Below are 20,962 nucleotides of genomic sequence, written 5' to 3' on the forward strand. Positions count from 1 at the left end.
AATTTCCAGTCTACTCGCCCGGCTCTTGTACGTTCTAACCACAAAGGTGTTCGCCGCTACTAAGAAACAGACATCCTGAATATATTGCACACATTTAGTACGACACCTAGCGTATATCATGCCTTCAAGTATACGCTACCGCCTTAGAGTTGAATATTACTACTGGTTAGTCTTTTCAGTAACTATCCTATCTAGGCGCACATCATGAGCTTCAACTGGTATTTTATCTACTTTGCTAAGCTCAAACGCCAGCCCAATTTTTTGTGCACTTAGATGCGATGCCAAAAACTTGTCGTAGTAACCGCCACCGTACCCAAGCCTATTATTATTTGTATCAAATCCCAAGCAAGGCACTAAAACAACATCCAGCTTGGGCAGTTCAGATATTATTTTAAACTCGCCTGCTTCCAACAACCCGTGCTGCCAGCTACTTTCAACTTTTCTTGACGTAAAAACTTTAATCTGCGGATAATTATCCTCAAGGTAAGCAAATATAGCGATAGTATCCGGTTCATTCATTTCAGCGATAGATGTAAAACAGTGCAGAGCCGAAACACTGCCCCAATCAATAATCTGCTTTACCCGCTCAACAATCACCCCACTTTTATTTCTCACATCATTAGGCATAAGAGATCGACGCTTGTTCAGTAGTTTTTGACGTAGTGATTTTTTAGTCATACAGACTAGTGTAATTTAAATGGTTCTTGAAACCATGCATATTTGCTACTCTATGTCTGTGAAAGATGTAAAAATTATCGCTTTAGTGGGCATGCCGGGTTCTGGTAAAGGAACCTGTACGGATTATTTGCATGAAAAGTACGGTTATCCCGTCGTACATTTTGGCAATATGGTATATGAAGAGGTTCAGCGACGCGGACTAGATAACGTAAAAGATGAAAAGTTTGTCCGGGAAGACATGCGCAAACAAGAGGGGTCAGCTGTACTAGCCAAGCATGCGTCTAAAAAAGCTGATGACTACCTAGCTAATAATTTGGAAACGGTGGTATTTGACGGACTTTACAGTTGGAGCGAATTTAAGTACTTGTCAAAAAAATACGGATCTAGCCTGCTGGTTATCGCCGTTGCTGCCCCGCGCCAAGAACGCTACAGACGAATACTCGACCGACATGATTCACATCGCAAGTACAAATCCCCAGACCAAATCGAAGAGCGCGACATTGCAGAAATAGAAAATTTAGAAAAAGGTGGCCCGATTGCTTTTGCAGACTACACAATAGTAAACGACAAAACGCTTGATGATATGCTTATCAAACTCAAATCAATCATAGAAAACCAATGACTATCCCAAGGATGCGAGACGTTGCGCTTGGATGCAGTGCACGAAAAGGCGCGAAGCACGGATCAAGACGTATTGAAATACGGCGAGGGAGTACTGGAACGGCTGACACAGCAATGCGCCAAGAAGCCAGTAGTGTTTCTGGCTCTGCCAGAAAGCAGGCTGGCTGGGGCGCAGCGTCTCGCTATTTTATGTAATCGTGCAGTCGTTTACTGTCACGGTGTTTCCGCAGCTTGGCAAGAGCTTTGGCCTCGATCTGGCGAATACGTTCGCGGGTAACTGAAAATTCCTGGCCTACCTCTTCTAAAGTGTGGTTTTTGCCATCCTCTAGGCCGAATCGCAATTTTAGGATCTTTTGTTCGCGCTCGGTCAGACTACCTAACATATCTTTAACGTGCTCTTTAAGTAACTGTCCGGTAGCCGATTCTTCCGGGCTAGCCGTGTCTTCATCTTCAATGAAATCCCCAAGAACTGAATCTTCCTCATCGTCACGTACACTTGCATCAAGACTTGATATGTCTTGCTTAATTTTCATAATGTGTACCACTTTTTCGACCTCAATCTCCATCGCATCGGCAATCTCTTTGTTGGTTGGCTCACGGTTTAACTCCTGGGTTAACCGACGTTGAGTGCGTAAGAGCTTATTAATCGTCTCTACCATATGCACCGGAATGCGAATTGTTCGTGCTTGATCCGCAATTGCTCGAGTAATCGCCTGGCGTATCCACCACGTAGCGTAGGTGCTAAACTTAAAGCCTTTATCAGGATCAAACTTTTCAACTGCTCGCAACAGCCCGGTGTTCCCTTCTTGTATAAGGTCGAGCAAGTCAAGACCACGGCCGACATAACGTTTGGCAATAGATACTACAAGCCGCATATTGGCTTCTGCCATTTTGTCTTTGGCGCGTTTATCGCCTGAAACGACTTTTTGCGCCAACTCCAGTTCTTCTTCGGCTGTCAGAAGAGGTATCTTCCCAATTTCGCGTAAATACAACCGTACAGAATCATCGGCCACGTCATCAATATAAGCTTGCGCTTGAGCGTTCACCTCATCTTCATCGTCTTCTACCCATTCATCTGTAAATGCGCCGCCAGCGACACCCGTGATAGCAATTCCAGAATCAGCCAACTCTGTATACAAGCTATCCAGCACGTCGGCGTTATCTGGTGTATCGGGTATGGCGGCAAAAATTTCCTTTTGATCTAATTTGTTTGCTTTTTTGGCCTTCTCAAGCAATTCATTCTTTGCGTTTTCTAAAGCGCCATCTTCAGCCATTCATGGCCTCCTTCTGTTTATCCATTAATAATGCATCAAGTTCTCGAACTTCTTCGAGTAATTGTTTTGTTCGTGTTTCATTTGCGTTTTCTAACTCTTTGGTTAGCGAAAGTTTTTTCGTTCTGACATATTGTTCTATCAGTCGAGTTCTAAGCCGCCGAGCTTCATACTCGAGCTCCAGCTCGTCGATATCTTGATAGAGTGTCTCGTATTGTAACCCCAATATTTTAACATACTCCTCCAAACCACGCAGCGTGTCGCCCTGCTGACGAGCAGAGCTCGACACTCTGGCGTCACTGTCGGCACTCCGCTGTGTTGTATCCTCCGCTACTCCCTCGCCGTATTCTATATGCGGCTCGATCCGTTGCTCGGTTTCGCCGTGCGTAGCACTCGGCTGCGTGTTTTGGGCTGCAGTTTTGAGTTTGGATAAATTTTTGCCGTTAAAGTCTGGATTGTTGCGCAAAAACTCAAGCAAAGTTCGAGCTTGTTCAACTGGAAGCATTTGCTTATCTATGCCCTGAATAAATGTGCGCAAAGACGGCTTATAAAACATAATCGCAAGTAAGTGATCCTGTAATTTATTCAGTTCTACCAGTGCTTTTTCCGCCTGCTGCGGCGAAGCGGTCTTTTTCTGCTTTAGACGCGATTGATTATTAGTTGATGACTCACGCAATTTTGTACGCATAGCCTCCTCACTAACACCTACACGTTCAGCCAATTTTTGTAGGTAATGATCTTGTTCTACACTATCTTTGAGCTGGCGTACTACAGCTAGCAATGTATCGCTAAAACGACGTTTCCCTTCAGCGGTACTTAAGTTTTCGTTGACTGCGTGCCGCTCAATCAACCAGTCAAGCGCATACTGATTTTGTCCGAGTATCTTTTCCCAAAGCTTAGGATCTTTCTTAATTAAATCATCTGGGTCTTTGCCGTCTGGTATTGTAATGATACTTAGTGAAACGTCCGTTTTGCTAGCCAGCGGAATTGTACGTTCTGCAGCAGCCTGACCCGCTTTATCTTGATCAAATGCAATACGTATGTCCGTAGTTAAGCGTCCTAGTGTCTTAAGATGCGATTCTGTCATTGCGGTTCCTGCAGTAGCTACAACCTGTTTAATGCCGGCTTGGTGGCTGGCAATAACATCCAAGTTCCCTTCAACCACAACTGCAAACTTACTTAGCCTAATAGCCTCTTTAGCCAGATGCAAACCAAACACATGTCGACCTTTGTCATACAGTAGTGTCTGCGGTGTATTGATGTACTTTGGTGCATCGGGGTCATCGACCAATAATCTTGCCGTAAACCCAATCACTCTACCCTGCGCATCCATTAGCGGTACCATAATCCGGCCTCTAAACATATCTCCTGCCCCACGATATCGATGCGTGATTAGACCGGCTTTTTTCATTTCTTCTTCAGAAAAGCCTTGTTTTTTTAGAAATTTCATAAGCGCATCGCCAGTATTTGGTGCATAGCCAAGCCTAAATGCCAGCGCCACTTCCTTAGTAAATTTCCGCTTTTTAAAAACATAATCAAGTGCGTTGCTGTTCTTAGAAAACTGTACCTGATAAAACTTAGCCGCCTGATCAAGAGCTGAATATAATCGTTCTTTTAGCTTACTTCTGTCGGCCGAGTGACCGCTACGATATTGGCTCAAGTCAAGTCCGGCTTTACGGGCAAGCAGTTCCAGTGCACCCTTAAAATCAAGCCCCTCCATCTCCATGACAAAGCTAAACGCATCACCGCCTTTACCGCTGCTAAAATCGTGCCATATCTGTTTTTCTGGGCTAACCATAAAACTCGGCGTCTTCTCGTTACTAAACGGGCTGAGCCCTTTATAGTTACGCCCAGAACGTTTTAATTGCACGTATTCGCTTACTACGTCCTCAATACTCAAACGAGTCTTTATGTCTTCTACAGCATCCATCAGTCGCTCCCCCCAGGAGCCCCAATTTTCAATGTCCAATTTTCAATAGCCGATAAAACATCGGGTAGCAACTTATGATATTCCCAGAAAGACCTCTCAACCATCATACCCACAGTTTAAAGTGAAACGGATAAAGTAGAAAGCATGAAAGGAAAGCTTGGTTTCTGCAAAGTGAATTTACTCTATTTTTAACTTTTAACTTTATGACTTTCCACTCTTAAGCTATGCTTATGGTAATGCAAAACGAACAAGATCAATACGATTTTATTTTAAACGATAAAAAAGGTTCCAAAAAAAGCTTACTACCCGCCATGGATCCCAAAAAGAAACGCCTGCTCTTAATATTTGGGGGTGGCGTATTATTTATCACACTTATAGTTATTATTTTTGGACTCATTAGCAGCTTAAACAACAAAGACCGAGAGTTTTTAATTAACATGGTGCAACAACACGCTGAGATTGTGCGCGTGGCAGAGATTGGGGAGGATAAAGCACGCAATCAGGCAACCCGTAATCTTGCCGTTACTACTAAACTAGCCCTGCAATCATCACAAGACGACATAGTAAACATAGCTAATAAAACTGGTAAAGTCAGCAGCGCGGATATTGCTGGCGGCATGAGCGTTCAAACAGACGAAGAGCTCGAAACCGCCGAACAAAACAACAGTTTTGACGAGGCGTTCGAAGAGATATTGTATGAACTCCTTGAAGAATATCGGGCAACTCTTGTTGAAGCTTATGATATTTCCACCTCAGAAGCTAACAAGCAAGTTTATAGCGATACTTTCAATCAAATTCGCGCTCTACTCCCGCCTGAAGATTAACCAAATAAAACTCTAGCAACTTATTAAATAATCGCTAATCAGTGCCGAGTTAAAGGCGCTTCACCCGATAAAAATACTGCTTATTGATACAGTTGTTTTGCAGTGGTGTCAAATTTTTGGAATTTCGGTTCCGGCTTTTGTAACTAAATCGTAGCTATGCCTAATAAAACCTTGAATTTCTTCCCACGGCAATTGGCCACTTAAAATAATCGTGTTCCAGTGTTTTTTGTTTAGATGATAACCCTCCAGCACGGTCTCGTATTTTTCACGTAGTAGCTTGGCGAGCTGCGGATCACACTTGAGACTTAGCCGAACTGGGTCTTTCCCCTCCGCCACCAATGCAAACATCTTCCACTCGCCCTGCGCTACATCAACGTCCGCGCCACCGGACGGCACAAAAACTTTATACACGGCCACTTCCTCGCCAAAAGGATAATCCAACTTGGTATTTGGCATACTTAGTAAGTACTCTTCAACAGTCTTATGATCCACAGTTAACTTTGCTCCTTGAGCCAATTTAGGTAGTGCTCTAGCTCGGCTATTGAGGCTTGTATGTCATCGAAGGCGCGATGAACTTCTTGTTTTTCAAACACTACGCCGTATTTGCCTTGCATTAGAACCTTAAGGGCACTTACATCCAACATGCGGTAATGAAGCTTTAAATCAAGCGACGGCCACCAACGGGCAATAAATTTTCGATCATTATGGATCGAGTTACCCGCTAGTATTGCCGGTTCATCGCCAAAATGTTTCTTAACCAGCTCTATAAGCTCATCCTCGACCACCCCAAGCGGCTGAGCCTCGTTAAGCTTATCCAAAAAATCGTCACGGTTTGCTGGGTAATCCTTCCACCAGACATTGGCTTGCATGCGGTTGACCACCGTATTGCGGTTGCCGCCGCGCACTCGCGCCTCATAAGACTCTAGTGTCTTGAAGTTAAAATCCGTCACCTCCACGGCGACCTCCAAAATCACGTCCTTATCAGGGTCAAGCCCAGTCATCTCCAAATCCATCCATAGTAACTTCGTTGGTACAGGGTTTGTGTTCTTCATTTAATTCTCCTTATAAGTCTCGGGTTTTTCTGGACAAATCTATGCACCCAGGGCGCAATAAAACCTCTCTTTGGTTTATCAATATACTGTACTGCAGCAACTGCCACAACCAATGCGCCTACAGCATTCACAATCATATCCCACATTGTATCGTCGAGATCACGCTGCATATTAAATCCAAGCAAACCATCAACCACAAATTCATAAATCTCCCAGATAGCTCCTAGAGCTACCGCAAACAAAAATATACATATGCCGATAAACCACCTGCCAGCACGAATTTTTCTCTGACGCATGTTCAGGTACAGTGCCAAAAATCCGGCAAACCCAAGTATAAATCCTGCACTTATATGCAGCATTGCATCCCACCACCAAAACTGGTAATAAGCCCCGCCAACACTACCTAAAAATACCGACAGATAGACAAACAGCGCCAGAATCAGATCAAACTCAACCGGTAATTTAATACTTATCTTTGAACTAATAAACGCCGGAAGAAGCATAAGTATAAGAGTTAACATATAAAAGAAAAGCTCTTCCCACATACTGGCGCTAAAGGCCACAAAAATTGCTGCCACAACCGAAAGACGCAAAAATGTCACAAAATAATGCATTATCCGATGTTCAATCGGCCACTCACGTTTCGGCAATATACCAATCATGCCTTGATTATACCCTAACCTGCCTTAGCGAAGCTGCTGTAATGTTTGTTGCCAATTCATACGCTCCTCAACCGCTCGTTGAACCTCAGCTGGTGCGCGTTCTGTTACAATCTTATATCCGTTTACACTAGCTATCATGTCAAACTCAAAATCCGGGTTAAACTTTTCTAGCCTTTGATCACGAGCCATCTCTAAACAATTATTTATTCGTTTATGAGCTTCACATTTATCACCAAGTTCGACCCAACGCTTAATATTATCGGTATAGTCAAGCTTCATTGTTACGTCAATATTGGCAGCTCGATTAGTCTCCTTATCAAGCTGATCAAAAATAAAATTACCGGTTGAATACACAATCAACTTGTCTTTATACGCCTCAGTATTTTGTACCCAATGTGGGTTGTTGCCTATAACAAACTCGGCTCCGAGGTCAATTAGTTTACGATTAAGCTCCACTTGGTCTGACTGCGCCGTTGCATAGTATTCAAGACCCGAGTGAGTAAAAGCAAACACCGGCATAACTTCTGCGTAATCTTCCATAACCTCGAGCTCACCGGGCTGCGGTTCACGTAAAAAATAGTGCCAGGCACAGAATGCAAACGGCAAAGCTGAGGCTTGTTCAGCTCCATCAGACATCTGTAGTCTGACTGGCAGGTCAACAACCCTGCAGGTTTCGTCTTTTACCGCTGGATCATAGTGGCCAAATGCCTGGCTCTCTGTCTCATCAAACCGCTCCTGTGTCTCGCGGAAGGCCTCCTCACCCAGGTCTCCAGAGTGATTATTGGCGAGATTTATCAGATTAAAATACTTAGTCACACCGGGCATGAATTTAGGAGGACAATTAAACGTTAGTGTGTTCACTTGCTCACGGAAAGACAGTTGCCTGTCAGTTACGGGACACTCAAAATCCACAGACCAAGCGTCGTATTTTTCCGGCGAAAACGTATCAAGCCTAGAGAACGGTTGCATAGGATCACCGAAAGCTTGCTGCTCAACACCACGAGCCGGCACGATAGTTCCGCTTAATAGGTACCGCCCTTCAACTGTTTCAAATTGAAGCTCCTCGCTATTGGCCGGTGTTTTCTTCGTGACACTCTCATCACTGGTTGATGAGTTTAGATCAGCATAATAGTACATAGCAACAAAGCCGGCCGCTACAAGCAGACCAATAATAACGATAATTCCAAGTGTCTTGCGCTTCATTACTCCCCTTATAATGTTCTATTATAACGTGACCTTGCCATGAGATGGCGTATTATATATATATGACTCGCATCAAAACTAAATTTGTTCGTTATTTGCTTACTGTTTTTGGGATTTTATTCATTGCGACCATAATTGCGTTATTTTGGACAAACAATACCGGCGCTCCCGGCCAAAACGAATCTCAACAGAACTCTCAGCCTGCCGCTATTGAAGAAGTGGAAGTAGTTGAGCCCCTTGAACCGGTTGTCGATTTACAACCTACGGTTGATACATGGACTTCTGAGCAATCCGGTGTTGCAAGTGTTGTAATCTATGACCTGACCGCCGAGGAAGAGGTAGCGTCGCATAATCCAGACAAGATTTACTTTGGTGCCAGTATCTACAAACTTTATGTAGCTTATATCGGCTACCAGAAGATTGCCGACGGTACATATAGTCAAGCTGAACCTTATTATGGAGATTTGACCCGTGGAGATTGCTTGGACGAAATGATACGGACATCTCATAGCCCTTGCGCAGAAAAGATGCGCTTGGAGCTTGGAATAGATTGGCTCGATAAAACTTTGCAGGACTACGGTATTCAACACTCCGCTATGGGTGATATTAGTACATCGGCTAGTGACGTATCGCGTATACTTCGCCGCTTATACGAACGCCGTGATCTTACCAATGAACACGCGGATGCAATGCTCGCATCCTTGAAAGACCAGATATATCAAGATGCACTAAAGGCTGGTTTTTCAGAGTCAACCGTACATAACAAAGTGGGCTTTCGAGGGTTAGTCGAGTACCATGATGTTGCAGTTGTGGAGTTCCAAAGTGGACAAGCTTATGTTATGAGCGTCCTTTCAGAAAATATCGGCGCACAAAATATTGCAGATCTGGCTACTCGCGTTGAGACAGCCGTGCTAGATGCAATCGAATAAGCCATAAATATATCGTATACTTGACTATACATGTCAAAAAAAGCTGTACTAATCACCTCTATTGTTAGCCTAGGCCTTCTGTTAGCCGGATTGTTTTTATACTTCACACAAATAGTAAAAGAGGATGCGCCACGTGAGACTTCTCACCAAGCTCCTGTTTCTAATACAGAGGAGGAGTCAAATGATGAACCGGACGAAGCGGCGTTTGATAAGACAACTTACTCGCTAACCGAACCCGGCAGTATCTGGCAGGTTGTTAATAAGCAACGAGCCATATCAGCCAATTATGTGCCTGACGATCTTGTGGTGCCAAATGTTCGCCTACGTTTAGCGGCTAGCGCTGAACAAATGCAATTTAGAGAGGTGGCTACTGACGACCTAGAAACTATGTTTTCTGCAGCAGACCAAGAAGATATCATTTTGGTGTTTGGTAGCGGGTATCGTTCATACCAGCTACAAAAACAGTTCTACGACAGCTACGTTGCTCGTGATGGTCAAGCTGCGGCCGACCGTTACTCTGCCAGACCAGGAACCAGCGAACACCAAACTGGTATAAGTTTTGATGCCACTATCCCAGACCAGACATGCCACCTAGAAATTTGTTTTGAGGATACACCACAAGGCCAGTGGTTGGCTGAAAATGCTCACAAATACGGCTTTCATTTGCGCTACCGTGAGGGCAAGGAAAGCATTACTGGCTACCAGTACGAACCGTGGCACTTCCGCTACGTCGGCAAGGATCTCGCCAACGAGCTTCACCGGCTCGATCTCACCATGGAAGAATTCTTCAACCTCTAAAAAGGCTTATGCTTGCGGTGCGCCCCTTGAAAGCGTACTGTAAAAATATGGAGAATATCACAGAACAACCATTCGATGCCTCACTGGGTGAAACAACCGTTGCACGACACCCAGGCGTATTTGGTAGATTGGGTAACCTCGTATGCTTACCTGACAATAACGAAGAATACTCTACCTACCGCGAAAAGCGCGATATGGCCTGGGAGTCAACATTCGATGCAGACGGTCAAGCGCCGCACTGGGTACATGACTATCGCTACGAACCGGCTGACTGCCCCCGTTTAAATAAATGCGGCGACTGCCCAAACAAATAGAACCAATAATTGTATAGTTTGTCGGCTTCATGCCGAACAGTCTGAATACGCAAGTCGGCTTGCGTATTCAGCAAATTCGAAATTTTAGGCTAGCGAAAGACGTTTCGACGGTCGCTTACAGCGACCTGTCCGACATACTTTCTTGTGTTGACAAGAAAGTAAGCAAAGAAACAACTGGCGACTGAAAAACACTGTAGCCTGTCTGAGCACGTCCAGGTCGCGGTCGCAAAGAACTCCCGCTGGTCGGTTCTGTTCTATTTTCTTAGTTACCTCGAACAGAACTGACTTTGCAGCAATTACTCGACCTGGTCGAACTCGCCAGGCTCCGGTTTTTCAGAGCCAGAACTCCGTGATGTACCAAACGGTACATCACGTATAGGAGTGTTCTTAGTTAAGAACACATTTAGTTGGGGTCACATCTGAAAGACAGAAGCGAAGGAGTGCTGGTTGGACGAGTCAAGCCGGTAGTCAAGCTCCGCCAAAGTAACTAGAAAAACTGGCGGAGCCGCTTGTCGTTCTGCCGGCGCGGCCAACCAGTGCTGCTTCGTGCTCTTGTTCTTTCAGTCGTGACGAGGTTTTTGGTTACTTTTGTCGGTAAAAAAGTAACAGGGTATTTGATTCTCCCGGCCTTCGCAGCAGTAAGCCTATTTCCAAGACCTGGTCTTGGAAATAGCGATAATATTGTATAACTATCTTGTTGTTCGCTATGGCGGAGTAGGCTTGGAAGAGAAGGTTAACAGAAGCTTTCGTTTGCGGTGTTTTACTAAACGCGCCAGTCGAGTGGCGCGTTTAAATTGCAGGCTATTAACGCTGCGTTGTTAGGTGATAGCCAGAACAAACCGGGCATCTGTAGACACGGGTAGGTTTTTGGATATTTTTTAAGGTAAAAATTCAACGAGATAGAAGGTCGCCTAGGAGACAGCCGAAAGTATTGCTGAATCAAAGTGGAATATATTTTGTATTCTAGAATAAGCTGAAAAACAATTTTAGTATTCATCCGAACCAATAACCGGTACCTCTATATATCGGTTGAGAATTTGTTGCACCCATTGCGTCTGAGCTTCAACCGTAGTGTCGTGCGTACTTTGACGCAAAAGCTCGTCAGCTTGGTCTAGTGGCACCATAGAAAAGTTGTGGCGAGATAATAAATCTTCTTCTTCGCGCTGCTGAGCCGTCCATTCATAGTGTTGATACACCGGCATAAATTCTACGTTTTCGACAAATAGCTCCTCCTGATTGATATCAATTATTGCAAAGCCACCTATCAAAGTCTCAATATCAATCTGGGAGTTTAAGAAGTTACCAAGTGAGAACCAAACAATCCCTTCCCGGCCGTTTGTGTCAGCTATTCGTTTAACTGGTTGCAACACATGTGGGCCGTGTCCAAAAACAAAATCCGCGCCGGCGTTCACAACTTCTTGGGCAATCTCATTTTGCTCAGTATTTATTTCAGTGCTGTACTCGGTGCCCCACCGCATACTCACGATTACAAAATCAACTTCGTCACGAGCGGCAGAGATTTCTTGCTGTGCCGTCTGTGAGTCATACATGTTTAGCCCGTACGGCGTTAGATTCTGGTTATTGCTATAGGTTGTGTAAGCCAAAAAGCCAAAACTTACGCCATCAACTGTAAAAGTTCTAAGCTGTGCCTGTTCTTCTGCCGATCTGTTAGCTCCAGCATACGCCAAAACACCATCTTGGCGCTCCCATTCAGCTACCGTAGCATCAATCTGTCGCTTCCCCTTATCGTTAATGTGATTTGACGCTAAATTAACGACGTTGCAACCAACTTTCACCATGTCTTGAGTGAATGCAAATGGTGCATTAAATACCGGGTAACCACTGATGCCAAGCCTTTCGCCCCCTGCAGCGGTAGCTTGGTTGCAAAATCTCACATCAGCTTGCTGAAAGAAAGGTTGCATATCACTCATAAGCGATAAATAATCATAGCTACCATCATCTTGACGAGCGTTTTCATTGATAGAGTCATGGGCGATCATGTCACCGGTCGCCACAATTCTGAGCAGACCATCGTCAGCCTCTGTTTCAGACTGCCCAGACTCAGGCTGCTCACTCATTTCCGTACTGTCATCACGAATCGCAAACCACCAGCCGGTAAAAACTAATCCGCCGGCCACAAGAGCAACCAGTACGATTAAAGCAATCTTTTTCATAAACTACTTGACCTCCTCTGACTTAAAATCAAGACTAAGTGAATTTACGCAAAACCGCATACCAGTCGGCTGATCCGGAGCATCGTTAAACACATGGCCCAAATGCCCGCCACAATTCACGCAAGTTATTTCAACGCGATGCATACCCTGGCTGGTATCGTGAGTTAATTTTACCGCTTTGGGATCTGCCACATCATAAAAGCTTGGCCAGCCCGATCCTGAGTCAAATTTTGTTTCACTATGAAACAGCTTGTTGCCACAAGCTGCGCAGACATACAGGCCAGCAGATTTATTGTGCAAAAATGCGCCAGAAAAGGGTGTCTCGGTTTGGCGGTTAAAAAGCACGTCTTTTTGCTCCGGTGTAAGGTGTGTGTACTTTCGCTTACTAGCCATTGTTACCTCTATAAGTTTGCAATGATAGCGTTTTTAATTTTGAGACAGCTTGTATAGTTAATCTATCTCGCCAACTTCTCGCTATCTATGAGGTGCATTATAACTTGGTTGATTAGTTTGGCAACTGCGCCTCTCTTTGGCGTTTGGCAGCAATAATTCGTTCGACTGCAACCGTATAGGCCGCCTCCTTGAATGAGCAACTATGTTGTTGGCTGGCCTTATAAATTGATTCAGTGGCTGACTCCAGATATTCACGAAGCATTGTATTAACTCGGTTTTCTTCCCAGTGCTCCCGCTGCTTGTTTTGCAGCCACTCGATGTAGCTTACTGTAACACCACCAGCATTAGCTAGGATATCTGGTATAACGTCTACACCCCTGTTCGTGAGTAACTCATACGCCTCACCATCAACAGGCCCATTAGCAAGCTCGAGTACATAACGTGCTCGTATATCGTGGGAATTTTTTTGTGTAACCACTCCAGCAGCAGCAGCCAGCACCATTACATCACAATCAATACTGTAGATACTCTCCGGCTCAATCTCCTCACTACTGTCTGTCTTATAGCCGGCAAAGCTTCGATTATTGTTTTGCTTATATTCCAGTAAATCTTGAGCATCAAAGCCATTTTCATCATACAAACCGCTGACTGAATTGGTTACTGCCACAAGCTTCCATTTGGGGCGTTCTTCCTGCATAACAGTTGCGAAAAATGAGCCGACATTACCGTACCCCTGCAAAGCAATCTTTAGAGGTTTATTGCCCTTTCCAGTTAGATCTAACAAGCGCTCCAAAACCATCAGCCCGCCTCGCCCGGTTGCTGCCTCACGCCCTTGGCTACCATTATTGTTAAGCGATTTACCTGTAAAACTTGCTTTGGTTTTATCTCCGGTTTTCTTCTCAAACTCGTCTACCATCCAGTCAATAACTTTGGCGTTGGTATTCATATCAGGAGCTGGGATGTCCTTATCAGGTCCAATGTACTCATATAATTGAGCAACATACTTGCGCGAGACTTCCTCTAGCTGCTTATCGTCCAAATGTCTGCCGTCAATCTGCACTCCCCCTTTCGCTCCGCCCAAAGGCAGGCCTATTGCAGCTGTTTTAAGGGTCATAAGCAATGCTAACGCACGTACCTCATCAAGTGTGACGCCTAAACTAAACCTGATTCCTCCCTTATACGGACCCAGTTCGTTGTTATGCTGCACGCGATAAGCCTTATGTATATTTCCATCATCAAGCTTAAACTTGAAACTATGCTCCGCATTTGCTTTCAACAAGTAATCTGTTTCTTGGTTTGTTAGATCGAGTTTTTTGGCAACACGACGAACGGCCTCATGAGCGGTTTGAAGCATCTGTCATTTCTCCTCAGGATTTATAATTTTTAAAATGGAGCGGTGCATGATCGTTTTATAGCCTATCTGGCGCCGGTATACCAAGAAGCTGCAAACCATCTTTTAAAACGTCGGCATATTGTTTAACTATCGCCACCCGGATAGATTCTCGCTTATCACCGATAACTCGGTTGTGTTCATAAAACCGATTAAACTGCTGCGCAAGTTCATATAGATAGTTACAAACATGGTGCGGCATTAATTCTACGACAGCTTTTTGTAACATATCTTCGTATTCAGTAATCTTGCGGACAAGTGTTCGCTCATCTGATTCAAGTTCAACTTCCTGTTTTGTAGTCTGTTTGGCTTTCGCAAGAACACTTCGAGCTCGAGCGTGGGCATATTGCAAATACGGGCCAGAGTTACCTTCCAGGCTTATAGCATCGTTAATGTCAAAAATAACATCGCCACCAACACGTACCCTCAACATTGTGTAGCGTAAGGCACCGATAACTCCGTCAGCAACAGTTGATTCATTTTTAGTCCGACGACGAATCGCCTTTTCAAGCTCATCAAACAACCAACCAATATTTATGGCTGTCCCTTTACGTGAACTCATTTTTCCAGTAGCCAACTTCACCATACCGGTCGATATATTATACGTCTCGCTGTTGATATCCGTCATAGAAAGCTCGGCTGCTTTTAAAACAACTTTAAAATATTCTTGTTGTTCATTGGCTGTCACAACGTAACTTGATTGCGGGCGAAACTCGTACTCTTTCAATTGTATAAGACCGAGATCGCGAGCTTCATAAAGCGTGTTGTCACGAGCATTGATAAAAACCCTGGTGTGTAAATCGTACTTCTCGCCTGGGAAAATCACTGCACCATCGCTTTTTTCAAAAACCTTTCCAATATGACGTTCCACGATAGATCGACCTACTCGGTCTGTTTCGCGTTCCAGATATTGTCGTTTTGTAGGCTTACTGCCCAACGCTTTAAAAGCTTGGTTAAAATAATCAAAACTCCATTGCTTACAAGTTTCGTAAACTTGTTCAAACAACGGGTCATCAAGCACAAAGGATTGTTGAGCCAACACTTCAATTTGCTCCTTTGCCAAATCATCTTTTTCGTAGGTGTCAGCTCCTTCAGCATACATTTTGCTCAGAAACGTCGAGCGCTCGCTTTCTGCTATAGCACCAAGCGAAGCCGGATTATTATCAATTGATCTGAGTATCGCCCACATGCTTTTGCCAACATGTAAACCAACGTCGCCGTGATAGCTAACTCGATGAACGCTACCTTGACCCGCCTCAAGTAAATTGGCAATGCTATCAGCAACAATGGAATTGTAAGCATGGCCTATGTGTAAATCCTTGAACGGATTAGGGTTATTTGTCTCGATGACAATATCTTGTTCAAAATAATTTACTGGTGGCCTTATACCGGCATACAACTCGTCTAGTAACGCTTGGTCGCTTAACCTAAAGTTTATAAAACCCGGCCCGGCAACACTAATGTCATCAATATCTGTATTTAGTATATCTCGTAATTTACCAACTAACTCTTCGGCGACTGTTTGTGGTGATTTACCGACTTTTTTACTCAACTGCAGTGCAATATTGGTTGCATAATCACCAAATTGTTCATCCGTACGATTCAGTTCCGGATTTATGTCAATATTGTATACATTTTTTGCTGTTTCCCGTAAGCTGGTGGATATTTTTTTCCTCATTGTTCATTTAGTATAACAGGATACGCTATACTAAAGCCTATCGTGGCCATAATTGATAATGTTTTAGACATACCTAGAGATCTTATTCGCTCTCTTATGCGAAGAGTGGCTAGCTGGCTTCATGCCGTTAGTGGCGGTAGGTTAAGTCCTAACCTAGTAACGTACACCGGGCTAATTGCCCACTTGCCAATCGCCTGGCTTATATCCCAAGGTTACTTTGGATATGCGGCTTTTGGTTTAGTTTTTTTTGGTCTGTTTGACACGCTCGATGGCGAACTGGCACGCCTGCAAAACAAAGCCAGCAATGCTGGTATGTTGCTAGATGCCACCACTGACCGCATGAAAGAAACCATCCTATACGCTGGTGTTGCCTACGTGTTTGTTTTGAGCGGACAGCCATACTACGCAGTTTGGGCTGTGACTGCTGTAGGCGGTAGTATATTGGTTAGCTACGTCAAAGCAAAAGGCGAAACCGCCGTAAAAGACCTGAAACTAACACCGAACCAAATTAACCGGTTATTTTCTGATGGACTTATGAGATTTGAGGTTCGTATGGCCTTACTGGTTGTTGCGCTACTTCTAAACTACCTGGCGGCAGCAATCGTTATTATCACGTTGCTGACTTGGGTAACAGCGTTGGGGAGACTTTTCAAAATTAGCCGAAAGCTGACCGCTCATGAAGATTGATCTCCACACTCATTCTATTGCTTCGCATGACGGCGGCATTTCCGCCGAACAGTATAAAAATTCTCTCCACAACGGACAGCTAGACTATATTGCCATTACTGACCATAATCGCATAGATTTTGCGACACGACTTAATGATGAACTCGGCGAACAAATCATCGTTGGCGAAGAAATCATGACTACGGCTGGTGAAGTTATTGGTTTATATCTAAAAAAGCCAGTGTTGGCTGGACTATCACTGCGTCAAGCGGTTGATGAAATCAAAAAGCAAGACGGGCTGGTTTATATACCCCACCCGTTTGAAAATGCCCGCAAAGGTCTTCAGTCTGAAGCTCTCGAACAAATCTTGGATGACATTGATATTTTTGAAGTTTGTAATGGACGAGCCTTTTTGCAAAATCGTGGCCAACAAGCGGTGGTTTGGGCACGACTCAATCGTGTAGCTACAGCTGCCAGTAGTGACGCTCATGGGTCACGTGGTCTGGGCAAGACTGCCACACTCATAGATGAACCACCTGCCCGAGATAACTTAGTCCAAGTTCTCGGCAGAGGAACGCTACTGACTGACCGACCAGGAATCCGAAGTCTCCTCTATCCGAAGTATCATCGTTTACGTAAAAAAATAGGACGAACGGAATGAGAAATTTTACATTTTATATTTTACATTTCACAATTAATTATCATTGGGTACGCAAGGATAATTTCAAAATGGCAACTGCAAAATCAATGGCAAATGGCCAATGGCCAATGGCCAAATCTTACCTTGGAGGTGCAAGGTGAATGAATGGTGGGAAGCGTTTTGGTTCTTTTTACCAGCCGGCTTTGCTAATATGAGTCCGATTTTGGCCGCACGACTGCCTCTTTTAAGACACTGGGGCACACCGATTGACTTCGGTGTTAAGTACAAAGGCGAACGATTACTGGGTGCCAACAAAACCTGGCGTGGCTTATTGTTTGGCGTGCTGGTTGGAGTTTTAGTAGCACTATTTCAATATCGTTTCATTGCCAGCAGTGCAGAATCAGTCGGTTTTATTGTTTTAGTTGGGGCGGCGCTAGGCTTTGGCGCACTGGTTGGCGATGCGGTTGAAAGTTATTTTAAGCGTCGCAGCCAGGTACCGGCCGGTGAAAGCTGGTTTCCATTTGACCAAACCGACTATATCGTCGGTGGCGTATTATTCGCTAGCTTGTTTGTCTCACTTGGTCTAGCTGACATTCTCCGTATCACACTCATATATTTCGGACTGCACCTAATGATGAGTTATGTCGGCTACCTAACGGGAGTCAAAAAGCGCCCTATCTAGTGTTCTGACCGAGGTCTGCTCCAAGTGATATCAGCTCTGTCCGCTCGCACGTAACCTTCTTTTGACAACGCTTCGCATAGCCGTTTGGCGCCAACCTGTTTAAACATACCCTCGGTTTGCGAGGGCATTACCCTAAGAGCCTCACACTTAGTCCGCGCGATATTCTCGGGCAACTGTAAGAACATGTCGCAATCTTTTGCCTTAACAAGATTAGGCTCTTCTAAGTTGAAGTAGATGTCAAATTGCTCATCCAACTCTTTAAAATAACGTTCGTATTGTTCTTTGAGATCTACCGTAAAATATACTGTTGCTGACGGGCAATACTGCTCAGCAGCTTGGAGCGCCCAGCGCGAAACACTCACGTGATCCATATGCCCTGTGCCGCCGCTTGGCGGAAAAGTAATAATACTATCCGGCTGATAAATTTTTAATAGCTCACCGATCTTACTGATTGCTTCATGGTGCGGCACGTCTTGACAGGCACCGTCTTTATATCCTAGCCAGTGGTGATGCTTAACACCGATTACCTTCATCGCTGCGTTCATCTCAGATTCACGTACAGCGTGAAGTTTGTCGGCTGGCCATTTAATCTCATCCTGCACGCCAGCCTCGCCTCGCGTTGCAGTTATACAGGCGACTGATTGCTCATTGGCTGTTGCAATAGACATTAACCCGGCAGATGTGAAAGATTCATCATCAGGATGCGCCCACACACCAACAATTGTGCCGAGATTTGCAACGCGTTGTCTAATATCTGACATACCGGTCACACCTATTTACTTATTTAATTGCTTTTTGAATTTTTCTATCAAATCAACAGGAGCTGGATCAAGCCCGTTAAGTAAACCTAGATACATACTGACAAAATCACCAAGCATCATTGTCCACAGCAGTTGTTCAAGTAACGTGCTGCCTTTGGCTTGCACGATTTCCGGAGCTGGTCGTTTACCAGATAGTAGACGCTCAGTTACCTCAAAACGTTTTTGAACTCGTTCGTGCTCCAGATCGCTGCGTAAATCTATGACTGTGTATGGTTTATCCACCGGGTGCGATGACCAGCCTAAAAACTCGTTATGATTAAACTCCGGAAACGCGTTACACCACGCCACATTTTTGGCATTCTCGTTAAAATTTATCTTCCATTTATATGCCGCCGGATAGAGTTTTGGACCCGCGTAAATCACCGGTGATCGACCCATACATTCTTGTGCAAGACGTTTAGCGGGATTCTTTGCCGTTGGCACTGTTGGCAACCAGTCGGCAGTTTGGTTGCTCAACCATTTTGCAGCCTCGTGCAGCTCGTTCTCTGTTTTATCATTCGCCGTAATACCAGCACGCTCTAAAATAGTAATCAGTGCTTTAAAGTTATACAGCACCGCGTGACGTGGCTGAATACCGGATGGCAGCTGAGCCAGTGGGTAATTATGCTCTTTGGCAATTTCTGCTAGCTTACCACCTGCACTAATAACTGCAACGTGGGCACCCTTGTCTGCCGCTTGCTTAAGAGCGCTGATAGTTTCCTCGGTGTTACCAGAGTAACTACTGGCGATAAATAACGTTTTGTCAGATACGTAAGCTGGAACGTCGTAGTTCCTGCAGATTTCAAACGGTAGATTATAGCCCGGCCAACTCAAAGATAACGTGGCCGCCAAAGCTGATCCACCCATACCGGCAAACACGATATTATCTACCGGAAACTTCATCTCAGGCAGATCAAACTCATGCAACAACTGCTGAGCTTGTTTTTCGGTTATGCCAAGCGCGTCACTTTTATCTTTGTCGTGTATGTATTTAATATCATCCAGCATATTACCCATTCTACCCTCACCTCTTTGAAATTACTATTTATGACTTTATTTAATATCGCTTATGCCGTATTATAGGACTCGTAACATTAGAAGTTTTGGAACAGCCGTTACAGCGGTATAAGGGGGTGGAAATATGTTTGGTGACGATAAACAAAAAAATGATGAGCAATCGCAGGATATGAGCACAATGGCGCTGCCTCCACAGCAGCAACCGGAATCTCCTGACAGCTCTGAAGATAGCAATGGGCAAACACCAACAGATTCGAACCAATCAGATAATTCGACTCCGCCAGCCGATCAACCAAAAAAATCTGATGACAAAAAAATCGATGATATACAAATGACTGCCCCAGAACCCGTAGCTGACACAAACACTCCCCCACAAGCCTCTCATGACGATGACGAAACAGGCCTGCTGGACATCAAAAAAGAAGCTTTATCACAACTCGGACCATTAGTTGGGCACCTAGATCAGTCGCCGGAAGAAAAGTTCCGCACCACTATGATGATGATTCAGGCGACCGATGATCAAAGCATGGTCAAAGACGCGTATGATGCCGCCCAGGCAATATCTGATGACAAAGCTCGCGCCCAGGCACTCCTGGATGTTATCAACGAAATCAACTACTTCACCCAAAAAGATAGTAACTAGTAGACAGAAACTAGCGGGTAAACACTCCTGTAAAATGCTAGTTTCTAGTTGCTAATTCCTGATTACCGCAATCAAAGATTGCTTGAAGGGCCGGTGCTCGGTAACGCACTCGGGCCAGTTGTTGGCGTTGTGGTCGGTGTGGATTCTGATTGCGTTGCATCGTCCTGATCAGCGTCCGTATCGTTATCATTGTCGTCGCTCTCGTCAACATCATCGCCTGGCAAACGAACCGGTTCATCGGTCGAACGCGGCGCGTTATCAACACTACCGTCGTCCTGAACTTCTTGCTCCATCTCTGTCTCGGTTGTTGTGTCGTTATCAAAAACCGCGCGGTATGCCCAACGCCCACCAAGAAAAATTCCTAGTGCAATCAGGAGTGTTGCAAGCAAAGTAACGACCGCCAATAGCCATGCCATGCCAGTTTTTTCACGTCGTTGTGCTTGATAATACTCCTGCGCTTCATCAGGCAGAGGTTGCTGATCTTGTTTGGTTCGCCTAAAAGGTAGTCGTGCCATAATTTCTCCCGTTATTCTCTAACTCTACCATAGTACAAATTGGCATATATTGCAACTTTTTATAAAACCTACTTTTTGTTTA

The 20,962-nt window shown here is 44.7% G+C and carries 24 protein-coding genes; 10 read left to right on the plus strand and 14 right to left on the minus strand.

Going from position 1 to position 20,962, the window contains the following annotated elements:
* Nucleotides 1-159: 159 nt before the first annotated feature.
* Nucleotides 160-678, minus strand: coding sequence for a 5-formyltetrahydrofolate cyclo-ligase (locus U5K77_01450; protein ID MDZ7744406.1), 519 nt, complete (start codon nucleotides 676-678; stop codon nucleotides 160-162).
* Nucleotides 679-736: 58 nt separating this feature from the next.
* On the opposite strand from U5K77_01450, the gene U5K77_01455 reads away from it, so the two are divergent.
* Nucleotides 737-1,300 (plus strand): AAA family ATPase, encoded by a 564-nt coding sequence (locus tag U5K77_01455; GenBank protein MDZ7744407.1) that lies wholly within the window; start codon nucleotides 737-739, stop codon nucleotides 1,298-1,300.
* Between the two features lie 181 nt (nucleotides 1,301-1,481).
* Here U5K77_01455 and rpoD read toward each other — a convergent pair whose 3' ends face one another.
* Both rpoD and dnaG read right to left on the minus strand, forming a co-directional pair.
* Entirely contained in the window at nucleotides 1,482-2,573 is a 1,092-nt protein-coding gene (rpoD, locus tag U5K77_01460) for an RNA polymerase sigma factor RpoD (GenBank protein MDZ7744408.1), read from the minus strand.
* Nucleotides 2,566-4,500: a DNA primase gene (gene dnaG / locus U5K77_01465; protein ID MDZ7744409.1), complete on the minus strand. Its 1,935-nt coding sequence runs from the start codon at nucleotides 4,498-4,500 to the stop codon at nucleotides 2,566-2,568. The genes rpoD and dnaG overlap by 8 nt, the downstream gene beginning before the upstream one ends.
* A gap of 236 nt (nucleotides 4,501-4,736) precedes the next feature.
* Between dnaG and U5K77_01470 the strand changes: the two genes are divergently transcribed.
* The gene (locus U5K77_01470; protein MDZ7744410.1) at nucleotides 4,737-5,324 is read left to right on the plus strand and encodes a hypothetical protein; all 588 of its coding nucleotides are present in this window, start codon (nucleotides 4,737-4,739) and stop codon (nucleotides 5,322-5,324) included.
* A 108-nt stretch (nucleotides 5,325-5,432) separates the two neighbouring features.
* Here the strand turns inward: U5K77_01470 and U5K77_01475 are convergent, their stop codons facing one another.
* The 4 genes from U5K77_01475 to U5K77_01490 are packed head-to-tail and all read right to left on the minus strand — an operon-like array spanning nucleotide 5,433 to nucleotide 8,241.
* The gene (locus U5K77_01475) at nucleotides 5,433-5,816 is read right to left on the minus strand and encodes an MmcQ/YjbR family DNA-binding protein (GenBank protein MDZ7744411.1); all 384 of its coding nucleotides are present in this window, start codon (nucleotides 5,814-5,816) and stop codon (nucleotides 5,433-5,435) included.
* A gap of 2 nt (nucleotides 5,817-5,818) precedes the next feature.
* Complete coding sequence (gene orn, locus U5K77_01480; protein MDZ7744412.1) at nucleotides 5,819-6,376, minus strand: oligoribonuclease; 558 nt, start codon at nucleotides 6,374-6,376, stop codon at nucleotides 5,819-5,821.
* Nucleotides 6,373-7,038, minus strand: coding sequence for a hypothetical protein (locus tag U5K77_01485; protein MDZ7744413.1), 666 nt, complete (start codon nucleotides 7,036-7,038; stop codon nucleotides 6,373-6,375). Before U5K77_01485 ends, orn begins: the two co-directional genes overlap by 4 nt.
* A 24-nt stretch (nucleotides 7,039-7,062) precedes the next feature.
* Complete coding sequence (locus tag U5K77_01490; GenBank protein ID MDZ7744414.1) at nucleotides 7,063-8,241, minus strand: CapA family protein; 1,179 nt, start codon at nucleotides 8,239-8,241, stop codon at nucleotides 7,063-7,065.
* A 62-nt stretch (nucleotides 8,242-8,303) separates the two neighbouring features.
* Between U5K77_01490 and U5K77_01495 the strand changes: the two genes are divergently transcribed.
* The 4 genes from U5K77_01495 to U5K77_01510 are packed head-to-tail and all read left to right on the plus strand — an operon-like array spanning nucleotide 8,304 to nucleotide 10,467.
* A complete protein-coding gene (locus U5K77_01495; protein ID MDZ7744415.1) occupies nucleotides 8,304-9,170 on the plus strand; it encodes a serine hydrolase in 867 nt (288 codons plus the stop codon).
* A gap of 30 nt (nucleotides 9,171-9,200) precedes the next feature.
* Nucleotides 9,201-9,968, plus strand: a complete 768-nt coding sequence (locus U5K77_01500; GenBank protein ID MDZ7744416.1) for a M15 family metallopeptidase — start codon at nucleotides 9,201-9,203, stop codon at nucleotides 9,966-9,968.
* A gap of 47 nt (nucleotides 9,969-10,015) precedes the next feature.
* Nucleotides 10,016-10,282: a hypothetical protein gene (locus U5K77_01505; GenBank protein ID MDZ7744417.1), complete on the plus strand. Its 267-nt coding sequence runs from the start codon at nucleotides 10,016-10,018 to the stop codon at nucleotides 10,280-10,282.
* Between the two features lie 29 nt (nucleotides 10,283-10,311).
* A complete protein-coding gene (locus U5K77_01510; protein ID MDZ7744418.1) occupies nucleotides 10,312-10,467 on the plus strand; it encodes a hypothetical protein in 156 nt (51 codons plus the stop codon).
* A gap of 801 nt (nucleotides 10,468-11,268) precedes the next feature.
* Here the strand turns inward: U5K77_01510 and U5K77_01515 are convergent.
* The 4 genes from U5K77_01515 to argS form a co-directional block, all read right to left on the minus strand.
* Complete coding sequence (locus tag U5K77_01515) at nucleotides 11,269-12,456, minus strand: CapA family protein (GenBank protein ID MDZ7744419.1); 1,188 nt, start codon at nucleotides 12,454-12,456, stop codon at nucleotides 11,269-11,271.
* A gap of 3 nt (nucleotides 12,457-12,459) precedes the next feature.
* Nucleotides 12,460-12,849 carry a peptide-methionine (R)-S-oxide reductase MsrB gene (msrB, locus tag U5K77_01520; GenBank protein MDZ7744420.1) on the minus strand — a complete coding sequence of 130 codons (390 nt, stop codon included), beginning with the start codon at nucleotides 12,847-12,849 and terminating at the stop codon, nucleotides 12,460-12,462.
* Between the two features lie 112 nt (nucleotides 12,850-12,961).
* Nucleotides 12,962-14,203 carry a Glu/Leu/Phe/Val dehydrogenase gene (locus U5K77_01525; protein ID MDZ7744421.1) on the minus strand — a complete coding sequence of 414 codons (1,242 nt, stop codon included), beginning with the start codon at nucleotides 14,201-14,203 and terminating at the stop codon, nucleotides 12,962-12,964.
* 55 nt (nucleotides 14,204-14,258) lie between these two features.
* Nucleotides 14,259-15,917, minus strand: a complete 1,659-nt coding sequence (argS, locus tag U5K77_01530; protein ID MDZ7744422.1) for an arginine--tRNA ligase — start codon at nucleotides 15,915-15,917, stop codon at nucleotides 14,259-14,261.
* 42 nt (nucleotides 15,918-15,959) lie between these two features.
* On the opposite strand from argS, the gene U5K77_01535 reads away from it, so the two are divergent.
* From U5K77_01535 to U5K77_01545, 3 genes are all read left to right on the plus strand, one after another.
* Complete coding sequence (locus U5K77_01535) at nucleotides 15,960-16,604, plus strand: CDP-alcohol phosphatidyltransferase family protein (protein ID MDZ7744423.1); 645 nt, start codon at nucleotides 15,960-15,962, stop codon at nucleotides 16,602-16,604.
* Nucleotides 16,594-17,244 carry a PHP-associated domain-containing protein gene (locus U5K77_01540; GenBank protein ID MDZ7744424.1) on the plus strand — a complete coding sequence of 217 codons (651 nt, stop codon included), beginning with the start codon at nucleotides 16,594-16,596 and terminating at the stop codon, nucleotides 17,242-17,244. The genes U5K77_01535 and U5K77_01540 overlap by 11 nt, the downstream gene beginning before the upstream one ends.
* 100 nt (nucleotides 17,245-17,344) lie before the next feature.
* The gene (locus tag U5K77_01545) at nucleotides 17,345-17,905 is read left to right on the plus strand and encodes a CDP-archaeol synthase (GenBank protein ID MDZ7744425.1); all 561 of its coding nucleotides are present in this window, start codon (nucleotides 17,345-17,347) and stop codon (nucleotides 17,903-17,905) included.
* Here the strand turns inward: U5K77_01545 and U5K77_01550 are convergent.
* Nucleotides 17,902-18,666, minus strand: a complete 765-nt coding sequence (locus U5K77_01550) for a PIG-L family deacetylase (protein MDZ7744426.1) — start codon at nucleotides 18,664-18,666, stop codon at nucleotides 17,902-17,904. The two genes, U5K77_01545 and U5K77_01550, sit on opposite strands and share 4 nt — an antisense overlap.
* 15 nt (nucleotides 18,667-18,681) lie before the next feature.
* The gene (locus U5K77_01555; GenBank protein ID MDZ7744427.1) at nucleotides 18,682-19,722 is read right to left on the minus strand and encodes a bifunctional phosphoglucose/phosphomannose isomerase; all 1,041 of its coding nucleotides are present in this window, start codon (nucleotides 19,720-19,722) and stop codon (nucleotides 18,682-18,684) included.
* A 124-nt stretch (nucleotides 19,723-19,846) separates the two neighbouring features.
* On the opposite strand from U5K77_01555, the gene U5K77_01560 reads away from it, so the two are divergent.
* Nucleotides 19,847-20,365, plus strand: a complete 519-nt coding sequence (locus tag U5K77_01560) for a hypothetical protein (GenBank protein ID MDZ7744428.1) — start codon at nucleotides 19,847-19,849, stop codon at nucleotides 20,363-20,365.
* 71 nt (nucleotides 20,366-20,436) lie between these two features.
* Here the strand turns inward: U5K77_01560 and U5K77_01565 are convergent, their stop codons facing one another.
* Entirely contained in the window at nucleotides 20,437-20,880 is a 444-nt protein-coding gene (locus U5K77_01565; protein MDZ7744429.1) for a hypothetical protein, read from the minus strand.
* Nucleotides 20,881-20,962: the final 82 nt, after the last annotated feature.

The sequence above is a fragment of the Candidatus Saccharibacteria bacterium genome (genome assembly GCA_034521515.1).
Classification (GTDB): domain Bacteria; phylum Patescibacteriota; class Saccharimonadia; order Saccharimonadales; family JAXHMH01; genus JAXHMH01.